The following is a 17124-nucleotide window of genomic DNA, read 5'->3' on the forward strand; positions in this document are numbered from 1 at the left end:
AAATGATGTCTAAAGGCAACACTTATGTCATTGGTGATATCCAGGGCTGTTATGATGGGTTAAAACGCATTCTAGACAAAGCCGAGTTTGACCCTTCCAAAGATACGCTTTACGCCGTGGGCGATTTAGTGGCTCGGGGGGAAGACTCCCTCAGCACTCTGCGCTTTCTGAAGTCCCTTGGAAACAGTTTTTTTAGCGTTCTTGGCAATCACGATCTCCACTTTTTGGCGACGCTTAACAATATCCATAAAGCTAAAAAGTCTGACAATTTAGACCCCCTACTAAACGCCGCCGATGTCAGGGAACTAGAAACATGGCTGCGCCAGTTTCCCTTAGCTGCCAAGTTAGATAAACATACGCTGATTGTGCACGCTGGACTCTATCCAAGCTGGTCAATGAAAAAAGCGCTGTCACTCAGTAACGAGGTGTCTGACGCCTTAAAGGGGCCTGATTACGTCAATCTCTTAAAAACCATGTATGGCAACACGCCATTAAAATGGTCAAAAGAGCTTAACCAAGAAGAGCGGCACAGATTTACCGTCAATGCGTGTACGCGAATGCGCTTTGTCACGGAATCTGGCGAGCTTAATTTTGACAACAAATCTCACCCAGATAGCGCCACGGGTGACATCAAGCCATGGTTTAAACTGCAAAACCCTAAGCTAAAAACCAAACAAAAGATCATATTTGGTCATTGGGCTGCCCTTTCTGGTGAAACCCAGTCTCCACAATTTATTGGGCTTGACACTGGCTACGTATGGGGACAAACGCTAACCCTACTGAACCACACTTCTGGGGAATTGATCACGCTCAGTGCATAAGTATGTTTGAGCGTGTTGTTTTATATGAATTAGAATCGTAAGAGTAAGATAATTACTCCTTGCCCTCCCTCTTTCTTCAATAATTAGCTACGCTAATATAAGCCGTTTTTCGATAATACTTTTTTGACCAAAAAATAAATGTCATAAATTTAAGATTAAAGATAAACATTAAGTAGTTGTAGTCGATACATTATTTAATATGTCGCAATAAGAGCGTTCAATAAATATCCCCATGACTAAACCACACCTTAGACAACGAGGTATATTTTGAACTATTTGCGAGGTAATATTGTGGAAAAGAAAAACAAAAACACCCATCAGGAGTTCCGATGAAAATAACCGTAGCCACTCGCGTCATTGGTGGATTTGTAGCGATCAGTGCTTTGCTCATTGTGGTAAGTATTGTGTCTCTCGTCAACCTCAACTCCATTGGTTCAGCAACTGAAGAAGTTAACGACGTAGCTTTGCCGAGTGTTGCAGGAAGTAATGCGCTTAAAGCGAGCTTCCTGAATATGGGGCGACTGACCTTTGAAAGCTATATAGAAGAAGAGCTATCTGGTCTGTCAGAAAAGCGTACCTCGTTTAATGCCGCAAAAGGTACCTTTGACTCTGAATACAACCAACTAGCGCAAGCTGTTAGCAAAGACGCTGAACTAAAAAGCTCCCTAAATTCAGTTCGCGACGCCTATGAAGCCTACACCAAAAACGTGGATGCTATGTATGCCAATCACAAACAGTATCTGGATTTACGAAACAGTATAGGCGAGCGTCTTGGTGATGCAGAAGATAATGCTGATGACGCATCGACCTTCCTTCTCGACTTTTCTGATTTGGACTCAGTTCAGCGTATTCCAGAACTGCGTCGCGCATCTGAGATTGGCGGACAACTTGAAACGTCTCTTCTGTCATTGCTCACTGTATCTTATGAGTATATTAAAACGCAGACACTACAACGCTCTCAAACACTGGGTAATGAAGTTGATTTAGTTGTCGACAAGGTGGTTACTCAGTTAAGCGAAATGAACGCCGCTGCCGATGGCCGCGACGATTCTGGAACCCTTGATGATATAAACGATTTAGTCAACAACGCCATAAACGCGATTAAGGCAAGCGATGGGGTAATGCAGCTTCACGTAAATCGCCTCGAGCGTCGTAACGAAGCAGAGCGAGCCCTAAACGCCTCTGACGCTAATATAAGTCAAGGTACGTTGGAGCTAAGCCGTTTGTTGACCTTAGCGGACAAAAAAGCCAGTGATATAGAGACACAGGTAAACTCAGCCATAACCACGGGCAACACTATCGTTATTGTTGTTGTACTTGCGTCAATCGCCGTTGCTGCGTTCATTGGTTACATCACTGTTCGCGCTATTACACTTCCGCTAAGCCGAGTAAATGAACTGCTTACGGTAGCATCCTCCGGTGATCTTACTCATCGTCTTGACGATTCTGCTCAGGATGAATTTGGTTTACTAGCAAGAAACTGCAACACGCTTATCGGCAATTTGAAGGAGCTTATCACAGGTATTAATGTGCGAGCAGAGCAATTAGCTGCAGCGTCTGAGCAAACCTCTGCCGTGACGGCGCAAACGACCCACTCAATTCAAGATCAGAAGTCTCAAATTGGTCAGGTTGCTACTGCTACTACAGAAATGCATTCTACATCTCAATTAGTTGTACAAAGCGCTGAGGACACACTTAGCCAAATTCGTCATGCTGACAAAGAGGCGGAAAACGTGCGTTCTATCTCTTTAGAGAATAAAAACACCATTGAGATATTGGCGAAAGACGTGCAAGACGCTGCAGACGTTATTAATAAACTACACCAAGACAGCGCAAGCATTGGCGGCATCCTCGATGTGATTCGTGGAGTTGCAGACCAAACTAACTTACTTGCGCTCAACGCTGCCATTGAGGCCGCTCGTGCTGGTGAGCAAGGCAGAGGTTTCGCGGTAGTTGCCGACGAAGTAAGAACCTTAGCAAGCCGTACGCAGCAATCTACGCAGGAAATCAATGCCATGATTGAAGTGCTTCAGGCAGGCGCGGAGCGCGCAGTAGCGGTTATGAATCAAGGTAAAGAGCAGACCGCTGCATGTGTTTCACAAACTGAGAAAGCAACGCAGGCGCTTGATATCATCTCTGATGCGGTTCACAGAGCCCACGATGTAAGTTCTCAAATTGAGCAGTCTGCCCGTGAGCAAAATACGGTTTCACAAGAAATCAGTCAGAAGCTTGAAACGATTGTAGGTATTGCTGAAGAGACTACCGCAGGTGCTCAGCAAACGTCTGATTCAAGCCATGAGGTTGCAAGGCTAGCTGATGAACTTCAGCAGTCTATTCGCCAATTTAAAGTGTAGAGTACACGCTAGCCACTTTAAAAGCCGCCGTATTAATTTGTTAATTCGGCGGTTTTTTATTACTTAAGCTTTCGACATCCCACTTCCTACACTCGCCATCCCTATCCACACAATCATGTGACCAAATATCGATGCAACCGCGTATAAGTTTCAACTACCACTTACGTATAGCATCACCATGAAACTTCTAGCGCTTACCTTACTTTGTGGGTTACTCATGTCTAGCTTCTCTGCTCGTGCCGATAAAACCTATTATAAAGACAGCGAAACCATCGCCTACAAAACGATTGACTCTCTTACAGAAGAAATAGAAGTGAGAGAGTACTCAGCTTCTCTTGCGGTAATGTCGAAAGGTAACAGCGACAATGGCGCATTTAGGCTTTTATTTAATTACATATCTGGTGAAAACAAAGCACGCAGTGAAATTGCGATGACATCGCCGGTGGAAGTGGGAAACGAACAGGTAGAAAGTGCAAAAATCGCCATGACGTCGCCCGTTGAGATTACCTCAAAAAACACCATGATGTTTTTCCTGCCAAGTAAATACAACATGGATAACGCGCCGGTCCCCTCTCATCCTGCGGTATCATTAGTTGAAGTTCCGGCAAGGAAAGTGGCAGTAATTCGCTATTCCGGATTCAATAATGACGATAAGCGACAGGCGTATGCCGAAACACTATTGCGAACACTTAAAGAACAGGGTTATGACATTGCCGGTAAACCAAGTTACCTAGGCTACGACTCCCCTTTTACCCTACCTTGGAATAAACGTCACGAGGTCATTGTTCCGGTAAAATAAAGTAATGTAAGTAGCGCTCTACATTACTCTGGAGAGATAAAAAAACGGCCCGAGAAAGGGCCGTGTTTGATGTGTTTTTAACTACTCGCTCTTACCTACAAGCTTTTACTCACAGGCTTTTATCCATAAGTTTTACCCACAAGCACAAAACAACTTGTGAGTACTCACCCTACACGTTAATGCTATTCAAACAGCGCTTTATGAAGCTTTTTCACCACGTCATCGCTATTTGTTTCGTTAACTAAAAACGATAAATTGTGCGGGTTTGCGCCAAAGCAGATCATACGTAAATTAAAATCTGATACCGCAGCTAAAATTTTACTGGAAACGCCCACAGCAGTTTGCATATGATTACCAACCACTGTGACCAGGTCGTACCCTTTCTCAACGGTAACATCACAAATTGTTTCTAATTCAGCAATGGTTTCTTTATTAAGACGCTGAGCAACAGAGTTGGCTGGGTTATCCAACGTAAATGACACGGAAATTTCAGATGTCGTCACCAAATCAACGCTTAGCTTATGCTTGGCAATAATAGCAAACACCTGCTGCAGGAAGCCCTGAGCGTACATCATCTTAGGTGTTTTTACCGTCACCATAACTTGCTCTTTACGACGTGTAATCGCTCGGTAAGGCGGCTCAAATTCACAGTCGCGAACAATCCAGGTACCGCCTTTCTCAGGCTCTTTGCTTGAACCAACAAACACCTTAATGTCTTTGCGCAGCGCCGGTTCCATAGTGGCTGGGTGAAGCACTTTGGCACCAAACGTAGCCATCTCAGCCGCCTCTTCAAAGCTTAACTCTGGTAGTGGTCGTGCGGTATCGGTTATGCGGGGGTCGGTGGTGTATACACCAATTACGTCAGTCCATATTTCACAAGCTTCGGCATTCATGGCTTCAGCAAGAAGCGCAGCGGTAAAGTCAGACCCCCCACGCCCAAGCGTAGTGGTATTGCCATTTTCGTCTGCACCGACAAAACCCTGTGTTACCACAATGGCATTTTCAATTTCAGGTGCAAGCAACTGCTCAGCTAAAGTGGCAATTTGCTCAATCTGCGGCGCTGCTTCGCCAAACTCGCTGTCGGTGCGCAGTACCTTTCTTACGTCAAAATTAATCGTCTTCACCCCTTGCTCTGCAAGTACCGATGAAAACATAAGAGAAGACATTCGCTCGCCCATTGACAGCAACTGGTCTTTTAAGTCATTGCGATGCAAAATTTCTTCGTGAAACGCTAAAGCGCGGACTTCCTCTAGAAGGTCATTAAGCTTAGTTTCTACCGACGGTTTATCTTGTAACTTGTCGAGTATGGCAAGTTCAATGTCAGTAATAGCTTGGCATGTTTCATCTATCTGCTGCTGCGTCATAGGGGTATGGGCCAGACTAACCAAGTGGTTAGTTACGCCCGCTGATGCGCTTACCACAACAATACGCGTATTTTTATTACCGGCAACAATTCGAGCACAGTTTTGCATTACTGCATAATTGGCAACACTGGTTCCGCCGAACTTAGCTATCGATAAGGCATTTGTCACTTTATTTAACTCCAGATTAGTACCAGTGTTTCACTGGCGTACTGCGCAATGATATAGCGCAGCTTAACGATGAATTGTTATTTGGTCTCCAACCTTCACGTTGTGATTGGCAAACCACCCTTGGTTCATTTCCAGTGCGTACAGTACCTTTTTCGATGAGCCTACAGATTCTAGGCTATGAGGCATCAAAGGTTTTATATCAGTAATGACACCGTTTCTGTCGATAAATGCTACGTCTAAGGGTATAAACGTGTTCTTCATCCACATACCAGCGTATTTCGCGGTATCAAAGGTGAAAAACATGCCGCAATCTTCACATAATTCTTTTCTAAACATAAGCCCCTGAGCACGCTGCTCAAAGGTTTTTGCATACTCTACGTCGTATTTTTTATCACCCATGGTAATGGAGATACGATCAAAACCGACCTCGTTCATTTTAGCGACAGGATCCACTTGCGCCTGCACGCAACCAGCAGATAAACAAAGAACCATTAATACAAAAAGAAGCTTGTCCATTAGACGTTCCTATAAGCTCAAAAAGTCGACAATTTCAACTCATTATTAGGTAGGTAGTTTATACACTAATCTGGGTAACATCCAATAGTGCAGTTACCTCAAAAACTTCTTAGTAAAGAACCACTGGTTGCAGTCCCAAACGATATGAATGCTTTATTTAATGCAATTGACACTTCGCATAGCAACTCAGGTTCAGCCACATATGACGCGGGAGAAGAAACCACATTAATATATGAGTCATTTTGTTCGCGCATAACAGACAGCACCTTTTGAATATACTCTTGCTGAGTCTCTTCATCCATGACGAGGTGGGCTTCCCGATGCGTTCGGATCAACCCAGCAATCGCATCTTGCTCCTGTGCCCTAAGTTCAGGGGAAACGGTTCCTTCATTGCCATAGCGGTTTTCTTCAGGGACCTCTTCAGGATACGTAAACGACGCACACGCTAGGGGAAAATCTTTTCGCAGCTCTCTCATTTGGGCTATTTGCGACTGCCAAAAGTCAATGACCGCCTTGTCACTCGCCGAAGATAGGTAAATCGGCAATAACTCATCGTATAACAAGGTCCGAAATTCATTACTAATGTGATTTTGGCTTTTCCCCGTCAACATGCCATCAAGATTAATATCGATGGCTCGCTGGTATGCGTTAGGGTCGTGCTGCTTCATTGCCACCATAAAATCTAACGTTAGAAGACCAGACTCTATTTCTGCTGGTGTTATCGAAGACTCAAGCCCTAAACCGCTTATTGGATATAGCCTTGAGTCTACAATATCGTTAACAATGTTGGCTTTTAGCAGCTCTTGGGACGTTGGCACCCAAAACGTGTCGTTAGGAGTTCGCATTATTTTTGTTATAAACCAGGCAGGAAGGTTTTCGCCCTCGTACGCTTTTTTCATATCAGCGCCAAGCTCTGTATAGTCGTGGGCTGATGCAGTCCCAACACCTGGAGCATGGAATTTGAGCTTACCATTTTCGCCAAGTGTTCTTTTTGCCCCAGCAACAAAAAGTAAGGTGCAGGCGGATGCACATTCAGTTTTCACGTAAGTCTCTGCACCACTGCGTTTAATGGTATCCATCATGCGGATTGCCGCAAGAATACGACCGCCTTGGCTGTGAAGATGGATTCGATTAATGTTTGGATACAGCGACAGCTGCTCTTGAAGCAGTTCGTTTGAGCCAATTTCGATGTGCCCCATTAGTTCCAGATCATACCCGTCATTGAGGACTCTGAATTCAGTCTTCTGATAGGGTCCATTACCCACCAGCATTTGAATACTGGCCTTTATCAGTGGAACCCCCGTGTTATACATGGCAATTGAAAAGGTAAGTAAACTAATACCCAGCATAATAATCGCAACATTAGCCCATCCTGAGCGGCCGGTGCGCAAGGGGTGCTTTAAGGCCGTTCTGAGTAAACCAGCAGACTGCCATGTAACGACGGTAATAATGAACGTGTAAAGTAAGAGAGAAAGCCCTCCGAACTGCCACTTAGCCGTTGTTTGCTCCATTGCCACTGCTATAAGCGCGTTAAAAGCATAGATGAGTAGCGACGTCGCAATACCAACTACCCAATAGCTTATTGGCAGCGATACTTGTCCACGCCAATATCTAATGAACCAGTTTGGATGAAGTGTTTCCACGAGAGGTGTGAAGTGATTTGTTGATTGGCTAAGTTGCCCTGCATTGTTTTGCTGCACGCCTGAGCTATCGTGTCGTGAGGCAATTTCTTTTAGTATCTGCTTCACACGCTCTGGATGCGCATCTTTATCGATATTTGATAAGGCATCGTTAAGCTCGTAAAGCGAGTATTCAGCATAGTTAGGATGGTCCAAGTGCAATTCCATTTGTTATTTTATTTTGTTGGCGCGCCTGATAACGCGCTTTGATTACGTGCATCCCCCGCACTAACAGAGCGGTAAATCGCCTTTAATATACTGAATAAGCGTGCCCCCTAACAGTTAACAAACAGCGTTGGCTCTATGCTCTTTAGTCCTTGATCTTTACCCTACACAATGCTCACCCTAATCTAACTCATTTTCTATAATATGCTGATATTCACGAATTCGCTGTACGTACCTTACAGGCTCTGTACCGCGGGCGTAGCCGTAGCGCAAATCTTTGTAATATCGCTTATCGCTAAGTAAGGGCAATACTTGCTTCATATCGGCCCATTTATGGGGGTCTAAATTAAGTTTGCGAGCCAGAGTTTGCGCATCGTGTAAATGGGCACGGCCTACGTTATATGCAGCTAGCGCAAGCCAGGTGCGATCAGGCTCTTCAACCTCATCGACAAATCGGTGGGCTCTGATTTTAGCAAGGTAGCGCGCACCACCAAAAATACTTTGCTTAGGATCTAGCCTGTTATTTACTCCCACCTCTTTGGCTGTTTGTTGTGTCAGCATCATTATACCGCGCACGCCTGTGGGGCTTATTGCATCAGCTAACCAATGGGACTCCTGATACGCCTGTGCAGCTAATAAGTGAAAGGGTAAGTCATATTTTGCTGCGGCGTCGCTAAAATACTGGGTATATTCTGGAAACCGCTTTTCAACTCGGCGAATAAACGTGCGCGTATCCACATAGTCAAATACCTCAAAAAAACCGTAATATTGGTCTAACATGCTCTCCAAACGACCGCTTTTCTCATATTCGAGATACCAGTTATCGAGTTCAGCGCTCAGCGCAGCGCTAGATTTATGTAACATCCACGCTAAATTTTCGCTTCTGGCGAGGTTAAAAGGAGCGATCAATTCTGGAAAGTACCGACGGTTAAGATCAACAATATTGGAGTCGGCTACACTACAATCAACTTCCCGTTGCCATACCTTGTAAAGAATTTGCTCGGTGGATAACTCTGAGCTCTCCACCCAGCTAAGCGCTGGGTATTGTTCTTGTAACTCTTTAAGTCGCTCACTGTAGGCAGTGCCCTCAGCCACCATTATGTTGAGCCCTATTAACTCATCTATGGTTTCTGGCTGCGCGTTATCTCGTCGGCAAACTACCTGCTGTGTAATATCTTGATAGTTAGGCCCAAACATAAACTCCTTTGCTCTTGCTTTTGTTTGAGTGAGCCCCGCCGCAGCAATATGCCCTTCTTTGTTTCTCAACGCTGCTATCACCGCTTGTATCGAGGGTTTTTCAATTATCTCTAGCTCAACACCTAAGTGAGAGGCAAACGCTTCGGCCATATCAAACTCTGGCCCTTTAGGCTGAATATCTCGGCTTATAAAGTATGTGGTGGGAGCATTTCGAGTAATCACTTTTAAGACGCCTGACGCCTTAATGTGTGAGATGAGTTCACTTAATGCAATATCTGAATTTGCGGCCTTTTTTCCAGTCTTTTGCTCAGTATGAACAGCAGAATTATCTTCCTCACTGCCATTCGGTGACTTTTCACATGCGGCAAGTGAAAAAACGATTACAGCGAAGAACAACATTTTCCATAAAGACTGCATTGCGACTACCTTATCTATCCTGCCTTAAGCCTCAAAATCAACGTTACCAGTTTGAGCAAGGCGCTAGTAAAGAAATACAACCGTATAGCACATATCTCTATTTTGCAATTTAGCGGCAATATGCGCGTTCACTTCACACTACCTTTCAATCACACGCCCTAGTTAACATAAGTCGTTGAAGCTTCTGGCAAATCTTTTTCAGGGCGAATATGCATAAAGCTAGCAAAACGAGGCTTTCCTGAATTGGTATACCCGTAAAATTTATACGTAACCCACTTACCAATCTCTGGCGGATGCCGCCTCTCGTTGTTTGAAAATCCGCTACCAAGTTTAAATTGAACGCCATCAGCCCGCTCAACTAACAACGAGCCCATCATGGTTTTAAATTTGCCCTTTCCCTTAATATGGGCAATGACCTTTGCCTCGCTATCCTGATGGCGCTTCAGTTTAAGTAAATGGGCGCTGCGACCATCAACGTATCGAGCTTGGCGATGATGAAGCATAAGCCCCTCGCCACCGGCTTCAACCACACTATTTAACTTTGCTTGTAAAGCGTCATGGGTGTGCAGCACAAATTGAGGCATTGCGAGTAGCGCTGGACTGTTTGCTGCGTCAGTAAGTCGCTTTATCTCTTGCGCTCTTTGTTCAAAAGGTTGCATGAGCAGCGGCATATCAAACACCATAAATTTTATTTGTTCCCAGCGCTCGTCAGGAATATCAGTAAGCACGATAGACGCTGTATCTTCAAACTTTTTGCGGGCAAACCACAGTTCGCCATCTAACGTAGTGTTTGGCCAAGCCCGCGTAAACCAATTCGGGGCATGAATAACATTACCCTTTCGAGTGAGAAGCTCTGTTCCCGTCCATCTTGCACGAATGCCATCAAGCTTTTCACTTATCAAATAATCGCTAAGTGCTACAGTATGGTGAGAGGCGGTGTATAAGTTCGCCGTCTGTGTAGGTGCGCGCTTGTGAACATCATCGAGCGTCTCGGCACTTGCGATTGCGACTGCTGCTATCCATACCACTATCCCTAATGCCCATTCGAATAATAATGCCAGTTCTAATTTGCATGGCATAAATGCCATTGCATTACCCCGTTTTTTTGTGCTCAAGCCTCAATCCTTAAAAAACTGTTTAGTCAGGTTCAGCGTATTGATATTCGCGATTAAAAATACTGTGCTTCAGGTGGGTTTTGCCTGTTGTCCCTTAACTTTGCACAAATCAGTGAATGGAATTAAGGTAAAGCTAGGGCGTGTTGATCTTTGCTGTACATTTTTGCAGCGGTCTGTGAGCTATTTAGACAAGGCGAATGGTTGAAGGTCTAGCAGGCTAAATCGAAACCATTCAACGCGGGATAAATAGCTCACAGGCGCTGCCCGAAGGGGGCGTTATGGAAGCATTTTACTCTTTGTCGGCGCTTTTTTATTTGGGCCCTTTGACTTAGCCCACTAGGTCTACAGGACTGTTTCGCGACTAAAATGCTTCCATTTAGCCCAAAACTCGTACAACAAAGATCAACACGCCCTAAATAAATGAAAACGGATATAAATTCATGAAAGCATTTAAAATACAAAAAGCCCTTATCAAAAGCCTAACCGCGCTCACGGTAGCAGCCTACGCGCCATTGTCATTGGCCCATGACTTTTGGCTTGAGCCGACGCAGTTTCATTTTGAGGACGCATCGCCAGTAGCAGTGCAGTTTAAAGTAGGTCATAAAGAAGACATTGATAGCTGGAATTTAACGTGGGATAAAATAGTGGCTCTTCGCAACTACACCTCAACAGGGGTTGAGGATATGGCAGCAGGCATTATTCCCAAGTCTAGCTTATTGCCCGGCGTGGCTAAAACCTCCGTCTTGCAGGCAGGGAGCTATGTTATCGGCTTTGAAAGCTATCACAGTACAAGCGTGCTAGAAGCAAATAAATTTAACGACTACGCTGAGAAAGAGGGGCTTAAGGAAGTCCTCGAGTATAGAAAAGACAAGGGTCTTGAAGGCTACGATGGAGAAGAACTTTACTCTCGAAAAGCAAAAGCGATTGTACAAGTGGGGGAAACACTTACCGACAACGTTACCAAGCCTATTGGTCATACATTAGAAATTGTCCCCCTTAGCCACCCTTTTAAATTAAAGGAAGATAACAGCCTCACCGTTCAGGTGCTTTTCAAAGGCAAGCCTTTACAAGATGCACTGATTGATTCAGTTCCTCTTAAAAATGCAACTCACGAAACCCAATCATTTCTCACTGATGAGAATGGGCAAGCTACATTTACATTCAAAGAGTCTGGCGCAGTTAAGCTAAATTGCGTGTGGGGAGTGCCGCTTCAAAGTAATATCAAAGCTGACTTTGAGACGTACTTTTCAAGTCTTACGTTTACAGTAAACCGTGAAAAATAATGCAATGACAGTGCGCTGACGCTTCAATCCGCCATCTCGATATTGAGTGGCGGAGAGCAAACCACAACCTGCCCTAATTAGGATAAGGCAGGCAGCTTTTAGAAAAGACAGCTTCTTCAAGAAAAAACATAGCGTTCAATGAGTGTAGACAATTCCTTGCTGTCCACGGGTTTGGTTATATATCCGCTCATTCCCGATGAGAGTGCTTTGTCTATTTCATCTGACACTACTGATGCTGTAAAAGCCACAACAGGTGCGGTAACACCTGCATCTCGTAGCGCCGCTGCTGTTTCTGCACCCGTCATTTCTGGCATTTGTAAATCCATTAAAATCAAATCGAATGTTTTTTGATGCGCAATAGTTATCGCCTCTTGACCATTGCTTGCAAGCGTAACAGTTACCCCTAAGTCTTCTAACAACGATTGCGCTACCACTCGGTTAATCTCGTTATCATCGACCACTAACACTGAGCCTTTACTCATACCCTCAGTATGAATTTCTTGGTCAACGAACGGGGTGCTATCTTTGGGTTCTGTTTTTGGCTCACTCTCAACATTTACTGTTTGATCCGGAACGGCGAACGCTAACACAAAGCTAAAATCGCTTCCCTTACCTATTTCACTGCGTAAGGTGACATTGCCGCCCATTGCCTCGACTAAACTCTTCACAATTTGCAGGCCCAACCCTGTTCCGCCATGAGTGCGATTTATACTGTTATTTGCTTGAGTAAACGCGCCAAAAATATCGACTTGCTCAGACTGCTCTATCCCTTCTCCAGTATCGATGACAGAGAACTTTATGGCTTGCTCACGGGATGAGGCAGTAACACGCTCAACCACTAACGATACACTGCCCTGTTGCGTAAACTTAATGGCGTTACTAATTAGGTTATTCAGTATTTGCGATAAGCGAACTGCGTCACCGAAAACGTTAGCGCTAACGTTATCAGCAATACTTAAGTTAAGGGCAATATTTTTGTTTTGCGCAAGTTGAGAATAAAACGATACACAGGATTGCACCGTGGAAACTAAATCAAACGGCGTTGATTCCAAAGAAAGCTTTCCCGCATTGAGTTTAGATACATCCAATACGTCGTTTAATATACGATTTAACGATATCCCTGACTGTTGAATTCGCTCTAGATTTGGCCTGGCGCTTTCGCTTATTTCTTTAGACAACACAACGTCAGTAAGCCCAAGAATTCCATTTAGAGGCGTACGTATTTCGTGGGACATAGTGGCTAAAAAGTGAGCCTGTGCTGCAGATGCCTTTCGCTCTTGCGCAAGAGCGTGGTTAAGTTTTATTGTTTTGGCATTACTTTCAATTAACGCAGCTTCCAATCGGCTCACCAACTGATAGATAAGTATTGATACCACAACATTTGTAATGCATAACCTTACCCATACCGCATGGTCGTATTCTCCCTCGTAAAACGGCACGAGAAAGGTACTGCCTGCGATCACTGCCATAGAAGCCACTCGCCATCTGCCAGAAAGAAACACAATGGGAAATATCGTCATCAAGGGAAGCAAGGATGCGGGTAAAAGGCCGTTGTTTACAACGAGGTAAGGCGCAACAGGACATGCAACTATTGCCCACAGCTTCGCAATTGATGCGTCAAGGTTTGAAAAATACAGCGCTGCGCAAGACATGATAAGACACCAAATACCAATACCGAGCGCAACAACAATGTTGTCAGGGCGGGCAACCGCAATAGCCACGATAATAACTAGCGAAAACACCAGCATCAGTCGAAAACCGGTTTTGCGAAGTGACAGTGTTACTGTGTCAGCAGAATTATTTAGGTGAGCGTTTTCCGTGGGTGCGTTATCGGCAGATGCCTTATCTACAGGGGCTCTGTCTACAAGTGCTTTTGCCATTAAAACCAGTTATCCAACGCTTAAAAATCGGTATGCGTTTGAGTATAGGTGAAAAGGCCAATATGTAAATTAGTCGTTAGTCACGGTAAGTGGCGTGATTGATTCTGTATATTGATGCTATATGTTGATGCTATATAGAGGCACTCTTTCTTTGCGTTAACGCACTTTAGAACGTGACAGAAAAGCAAAAAAAGCCCCAAAATTGGGGCTTTTTTTAAGGTTTACTGTATTTCACTAAAACGTCTTAGAGCATACGTTTTTGTTTATACGTTTTGAATCGCTACGTCTGGCGTGAACTTAGGCGCAACGGCCATGTCTTCAGCCGGTGGAGCGAAGTCTGTTAGGTTAATACCCTCAACCGCCGCTTTGTACTCGTCCATAGTTGGGAAGCGACCAAGCACCGCAGATAGCACTACGAGCGGTGTTGAACCAAGAAGTGACTCACCTTTCTTCTCGTTAGAATCGGCAACAACACGACCTTGGAACAAGCGCGTAGAAGTAGCAATAACCGTATCACCAGGCTCTGCTTTTTCTTGGTTACCCATACAAAGGTTACATCCTGGACGCTCTAAGTACATGATGTTGTCATACTTAGTACGCGCAGACTCTTTTGGCTTGGCATCATCAAACTCAAAACCAGCGTACTTGGTAAGGATATCCCAATCGCCTTCCGCTTTTAGCTCATCAACAATGTTGTATGTTGGTGGTGCAACAACAAGTGGTACGTTGAACGACACACTGCCATTTTGCTTTTCTAAGTTACGAAGCATTTGCGCAATAATCTGCATGTCACCTTTGTGAACCATACAAGAACCAACAAACGCAAGGTCAACCGCTTTACCATTGTAGAAAGACACAGGGCGAATAACATCATGAGTATAACGCTTAGAAACGTCATCGTTATTTACGTCTGGGTCAGCAATCATTGGTTCGTCAATTTGGTCTAAATCAACAACCACTTCTGCGTAGTATTTTGCATTATCATCTGGAGCAAGCGCAGGCTCTTCGCCTGACTTGATTTCAGCAATACGCTTATCAGCAAGGTCAATAAGGCCCTGAAGCATGTTCGCTTCGTTATCCATACCCTTGTCGATCATGATCTTAATGCGTGTTTTAGCAAGCTCTAGTGATGCAATCATGGTCTCATCATTTGAGATACAGATTGACGCTTTCGCTTTCATCTCAGCCGTCCAGTCAGTAAACGTGAACGCTTGGTCAGCAAGCAAAGTACCAATTTGCACTTCAATAACGCGACCTTGGAACACGTTCTCACCGCCAAATTGCTTAAGCATTTGCGCTTGCGTTGCGTGTACCACATCACGGAAGTCCATGTGGCTCTTCATCTCGCCTTTGAACGTCACTTTTACCGACTCTGGAATGGGCATTGCCGCTTCACCAGTCGCTAGTGCTACCGCTACCGTTCCTGAGTCAGCACCGAACGCGACACCTTTAGACATACGAGTATGTGAGTCACCACCAATGATGATAGCGCGATCGTCAACAGTAATGTCGTTCAATACTTTGTGAATTACGTCAGTCATTGCATGGTAAACCCCTTTAGGGTCACGAGCCGTGATTACGCCAAAGTTATTCATAAAAGACATAAGCTTAGGAATATTAGCTTGCGCTTTCTTATCCCATACCGATGCTGTGTGACAGCCCGATTGGTATGCGCCGTCTACAAGCGGAGAAATAGTTGATGCTGCCATCGATTCAAGCTCTTGGCATGTCATCGGACCGGTTGTATCTTGTGAGCCAACAATATTTACTTTAACGCGAACGTCTGAACCAGCGTGAAGCGGGGTCTCAGATTTAACGCCTACCGCATTGCGGTTAAAAATTTTTTCAACAGCCGTTAGGCCTTGGTTCTTTTCTGATACTTCTTTGGAGCGTGCGTACACTTCTGGTACGTCTGTACCTAACACTTTCGCTGCAAAAGTTTGTAATTGCTTACCAAAGGTTACCGCGTAAGAGCCACCCGCTTTCATAAACTCCATTTTTTGCGGAGTGAAAGCGCTGGATATATCGGCAAGTTCTTCTTGGCCGTTGTACAGCTTCTTCGCTTTAGTATCGATAGTTAACACGGTGCCAGTAGCAACAGAGTATGCTTCTTCTAGCACTGGGTCGCCATTAGCATCGCGAACTACTTCACCGTTAGCATCGGTCTTTTTAACCCAGTTTTTAAGGTCTAGGCCAATACCGCCGGTAACGTCTACGGTTGTTAAGAAGATTGGAGCGATACCGTTAGTACCTGCAACCACTGGTGCTTTGTTTACAAATGGAATGTAAGGACTTGCTGCCTCACCGGCCCAAAGTGCAACGTTATTCACACCAGACATGCGCGAAGAACCTACGCCCATTGTGCCTTTTTCTGCAATAAGCATGACTTTGGCATTCGGGTGCTTTTTACCTAGCTCAACAATTTCTTGCTGTGCTTCAGGGGTGATCATGCATTGACCGTGTAGCTCGCGGTCTGCACGAGAGTGAGCTTGGTTACCAGGAGACAGTAAATCAGTAGAAATATCGCCTTCCGCAGCAATATAAGTGACAACATCAATTTTTTCTGGAACGTCAGGTAATTTAGTAAAGAACTCTGCGTTTGCGTAGCTCTCTAGAATTTCTTTTGCTATTGCATTGCCTGCGTTGAACGACGCTTCTAAACGTTCTGTGTCAGCTTCGTAGAGGTAAACCTGTGTTTTCACGACTTCAGCAGCTGGCTTCGCAACCGCTTCGTTATCTGAAAGTGCCAAATCAAGAAGCACTTCAACAGATGGCCCACCTTTCATATGAGAAAGAAGTTCTAATGCAAACTCAGGCGTGATTTCATCAACCTTTTCTTCGCCAAGTACAATTTCCTTCAGGAAAGTCGCTTTTACGCCAGCTGCACTCGTTGTGCCTGGAAGGGTGTTGTAGATGAAGAACTTAAGAGAATCTTCGCGATGCTCATTACTTGTGTCTTTAATTTGAGCAATGATTTCTGATAGTAAATCAGCACTATCAATGGGCTTAGGGTGTAGACCTAATTCCGCTTTACGGGTCTCGATTTCTGCCAGATATTCTGAATACAAACTCATAGGGTTCTCTCGGTCATAGTTTTACGTGGGCGTAGTGTTAAGTCGGTCTTAGCTATACGCATATAAAATTGGTGCTTATTTTAACTGATTTTTGCTCGTTACGTAATCTTTGAAGTAAATCAGCCCATGTGGTTTAGTAACGACTTCATCACATATCGACGCTAGCAGTGACAGCGTCAGCGATTTCCTACAAACAGCTAAAAACCCAATTATTCCATACTATTCATAAACTTAAATAATACAAAAATAACAGACTGTGGAAAAACTGGCCAAGTCACTTGCTGAAGACAAA

General features: G+C 44.5%; 11 protein-coding genes. 4 read left to right on the top strand and 7 right to left on the bottom strand.

The genetic code is table 11. The features are described from left to right. Positions 1-5: 5 nt before the first annotated feature. The 3 genes from O9X84_RS08485 (at position 6) to O9X84_RS08495 (ending at position 3974) form a co-directional block, all read left to right on the top strand. Positions 6-821: a symmetrical bis(5'-nucleosyl)-tetraphosphatase gene (locus tag O9X84_RS08485; protein WP_269519269.1), complete on the top strand. Its 816-nt coding sequence runs from the start codon at positions 6-8 to the stop codon at positions 819-821. Positions 822-1150: 329 nt separating this feature from the next. Then, positions 1151-3175 (top strand): HAMP domain-containing methyl-accepting chemotaxis protein, encoded by a 2025-nt coding sequence (locus tag O9X84_RS08490; protein WP_269519271.1) that lies wholly within the window; start codon positions 1151-1153, stop codon positions 3173-3175. 178 nt (positions 3176-3353) lie between these two features. Continuing rightward, complete coding sequence (locus O9X84_RS08495; protein WP_269519272.1) at positions 3354-3974, top strand: SOUL family heme-binding protein; 621 nt, start codon at positions 3354-3356, stop codon at positions 3972-3974. A 182-nt stretch (positions 3975-4156) separates the two neighbouring features. Here the strand turns inward: O9X84_RS08495 and lysC are convergent, their stop codons facing one another. The 5 genes from lysC to O9X84_RS08520 form a co-directional block, all read right to left on the bottom strand. Next, a complete protein-coding gene (gene lysC / locus O9X84_RS08500; protein ID WP_269519273.1) occupies positions 4157-5506 on the bottom strand; it encodes a lysine-sensitive aspartokinase 3 in 1350 nt (449 codons plus the stop codon). A 63-nt stretch (positions 5507-5569) separates the two neighbouring features. Then, complete coding sequence (locus tag O9X84_RS08505; RefSeq protein ID WP_269519274.1) at positions 5570-6022, bottom strand: DUF192 domain-containing protein; 453 nt, start codon at positions 6020-6022, stop codon at positions 5570-5572. A 98-nt stretch (positions 6023-6120) separates the two neighbouring features. Continuing rightward, positions 6121-7857 (bottom strand): hypothetical protein, encoded by a 1737-nt coding sequence (locus O9X84_RS08510; RefSeq protein ID WP_269519275.1) that lies wholly within the window; start codon positions 7855-7857, stop codon positions 6121-6123. 189 nt (positions 7858-8046) lie between these two features. Continuing rightward, positions 8047-9480 (bottom strand): membrane-bound lytic murein transglycosylase MltF, encoded by a 1434-nt coding sequence (gene mltF, locus O9X84_RS08515; RefSeq protein WP_269519277.1) that lies wholly within the window; start codon positions 9478-9480, stop codon positions 8047-8049. 158 nt (positions 9481-9638) lie between these two features. Further along, positions 9639-10595, bottom strand: a complete 957-nt coding sequence (locus O9X84_RS08520; protein ID WP_269519278.1) for a DNA ligase — start codon at positions 10593-10595, stop codon at positions 9639-9641. Between the two features lie 440 nt (positions 10596-11035). Here O9X84_RS08520 and O9X84_RS08525 point away from each other — a divergent pair, with 440 nt between their 5' ends. Next, complete coding sequence (locus tag O9X84_RS08525) at positions 11036-11878, top strand: DUF4198 domain-containing protein (RefSeq protein WP_269519279.1); 843 nt, start codon at positions 11036-11038, stop codon at positions 11876-11878. Positions 11879-11994: 116 nt separating this feature from the next. On the opposite strand, the gene O9X84_RS08530 is transcribed toward O9X84_RS08525, so the two are convergent. Both O9X84_RS08530 and O9X84_RS08535 read right to left on the bottom strand, forming a co-directional pair. Then, entirely contained in the window at positions 11995-13758 is a 1764-nt protein-coding gene (locus O9X84_RS08530; protein WP_269519280.1) for a response regulator, read from the bottom strand. 263 nt (positions 13759-14021) lie between these two features. Continuing rightward, entirely contained in the window at positions 14022-16832 is a 2811-nt protein-coding gene (locus tag O9X84_RS08535) for a bifunctional aconitate hydratase 2/2-methylisocitrate dehydratase (protein WP_269519281.1), read from the bottom strand. Between the last annotated feature and the right edge of the window lie 292 nt (positions 16833-17124).

The organism is Alteromonas sp. BMJM2 (genome assembly GCF_027257845.1).
Taxonomy (GTDB): Bacteria; Pseudomonadota; Gammaproteobacteria; order Enterobacterales; family Alteromonadaceae; genus Alteromonas.